The sequence below is a fragment of the Kineococcus glutinatus genome (assembly GCF_039542765.1).
Lineage (GTDB): Bacteria > Actinomycetota > Actinomycetes > Actinomycetales > Kineococcaceae > Kineococcus_A > Kineococcus_A glutinatus.
This window is the reverse complement of record NZ_BAABIL010000765.1, coordinates 1-2,290: the sequence shown is the minus strand read 5'-3', so window position 1 is coordinate 2,290 and position 2,290 is coordinate 1. Positions and strand designations below refer to the sequence as shown.

Here is a 2,290-nt window from a genome sequence, read left to right as displayed (position 1 = left end):
GGAGGCCGCGGCGGACCTGCGCGGCGGCTGGCGGGTGCTGACCCCACCGCTGGCGCTGACAGCCACTGCGCGGGCGTCGGGCGCCGGCGGGGGGAGGGGGCGGGGCGGTCGCGCTGCTCGGGTGCTGCCACGGTCGTCCATCGTCGCAGGCCGCGCCCGCTCGCCGCGCCGCGCCTCGTCGCGCCCTTCTCCGGGTTCGGGCGCTCCCGGTCCGGCTCAGCCGCGCCCTTCTCCGGGTTCGGGCGCCCGCGACCTGCCCCGGAGGCGCCCGAACCCGGAGATGGGCGCCGGGTGGAGGCCGGGAGGCATGGGCGCGGGGCGGCGGCGTCGCCGTGCGGTCCGGGCCGCGGTTGCGGAGGATGGGACGACGGTCCGGCTCGCGGGCCGCAGCCCCGATCCCAGGAGCCCACCCGCGTGAGCCTGCCCGCCGTCGTCTACGCCCTCGCCGGTGCCAGCGCCCTGCTGGCCGCGCTGCTGCCCCGCCTGCTGCACGACAAGCCCTTCAGCCTGCCGATGGCGTTCCTCGGCGTCGGCGTCCTGCTCGGGCTGGTGCCGGGCCTGCCCGAGGTGGACCCGGCCGCCCACCCCGACGCGGCCCTGCACGTCACCGAGCTCGTGGTGATCATCTCGCTGATCGGCGCCGGCATCGCGATCGACCGGCCGGTGGGGTGGCGGCGCTGGGCGACGACGTGGCGGCTGCTGGTGGTCGTCATGCCGGTGTCCATCGCGCTGACGGCGCTGGCGGGCTGGGCGGTGGCGGGGCTGCCGCTGGCGGCGGCGCTGCTGCTGGGTGCGGCCCTGGCCCCCACCGACCCGGTGCTGGCCAGCGACGTGCAGGTGGGCGAGCCCGCCGCCGACGCCGGCTCGGAGGACGAGGTGCGCTTCGCCCTGACCAGCGAGGCGGGGCTCAACGACGGCGCCGCGTTCCCCGTCGTGCACCTGGCGGTGGCGCTGTCGCTGGCGGCCGGTGCCGGGCTGGGCGGCGTGGTGGGGCACTGGGTGCTGGAGGACGTGCTGTGGCGCGGCGCGGTGGGCCTGGCGGTCGGGATGGGGATGGGGCAGCTGCTGGGGCGGTTGTTCTTCCGCGCGCGGCTGCGGGTGCTGCGGCTGGCGGACGACGTGGAGGGGTTCACGGCGCTGGCGATCACCTTCCTCGCCTACGGCGTGGCGGAGCTGCTGCACGGGTACGGCTTCGTCGCGGTGTTCGTCGCGGCGGTGACCATCAAGTCGCTGGAGCGCTCGCACGGGGCGCACGAGGTGGCGCACGGCTTCGTCGAGCAGGTGGAGCGGATGCTCACGGCGTGGCTGCTGCTGCTGCTGGGCGCCGCGATGGCCGACGGCCTGCTGGCGGCGCTGACGTGGCAGCTGGCGCTGGTGGGCGTGCTGCTGGTGGTGGTGGTGCGGCCGGTCGTGGGCGTGCTGTCGCTGGCCGGGACGGACGCCGGGCCGTGGGAGCGGCGGGTCATCGGGGTGTTCGGGGTGCGCGGCATCGGCTCGCTGTACTACCTGGCGTACGCGGTGGGGGAGGGCGACTTCCCGGGTGCGCAGCTGTGGGCGGCCGGGGGGTTCGCGGTGGCGCTGTCGGTGGTGCTGCACGGGTTGACGGCGACGCCGGTGGTGGCGCGCCTGGACGCGGCGCGCGAGCGGCTGGTGGCCGACGCCCCGCACGACGACACCGGGCGCATCCACGTCTGAGGGCGCACCGGTCCGCCGGCGACGCCGCGCCGGACCCGTCCGCGGGCCGCTCGGCCTCGAACACCCGGCGTGGACACGGCAGCCGCGCCCGACGCACCTCCTCGGCCCCCGGGCGCCCGCCACGGTCCCCGGGCGGCGGGCGCCCTGGCGGGTGTCGTCAGCGCTGCCGTGACCCTCGGGATGGGCGAGCTCGTCGCGGCGGTGCTCCCCCCGGCCCCCACCCCGCTGGCGGCCGTCGGGGCGGCGGTCATCGACCGCACCCCGGTGGCGCTGGAGCAGTTCGCGATCCGGGTCCTGGGCAGCGCCGACAAGCCCGTGCTGGCCGCGGTGCTGGCCCTGGTCGTGGCGCTGCTGGGCGCGGTGGCCGGTCTGCTCGCGCGTCGCTCCCTGCCGGCGGGCACCGCCGTCGTCGCCCTCCTCGCGCTGCTGGGGACGGCGGCCGCGCTCACCCGCCCGACCGCCACCGCGCTGAGCCCGCTGCCCACCCTCGCCGGTGCGCTCGCCGGGGCCGCGGCCCTCGTCGTCCTCACCCGCCGGGCGGTCCGCCCGGGCCCGGGGTGGGGAAGGGCGGGTGCCGGCCGGCGCGCCGTCCTGC

Annotated in this window: 1 protein-coding gene and 1 pseudogene; both read left to right on the top strand. The window is 78.6% G+C overall.

Annotated elements, in window-relative coordinates; genetic code table 11:
* Positions 1-414: 414 nt before the first annotated feature.
* Positions 415-1,695 carry a cation:proton antiporter domain-containing protein gene (locus tag ABEB16_RS21150; RefSeq protein WP_345714154.1) on the top strand — a complete coding sequence of 427 codons (1,281 nt, stop codon included), beginning with the start codon at positions 415-417 and terminating at the stop codon, positions 1,693-1,695.
* 69 nt (positions 1,696-1,764) lie between these two features.
* Positions 1,765-2,290 (top strand): annotated as a pseudogene (locus tag ABEB16_RS21145) (molybdopterin-dependent oxidoreductase); the annotation flags it as partial.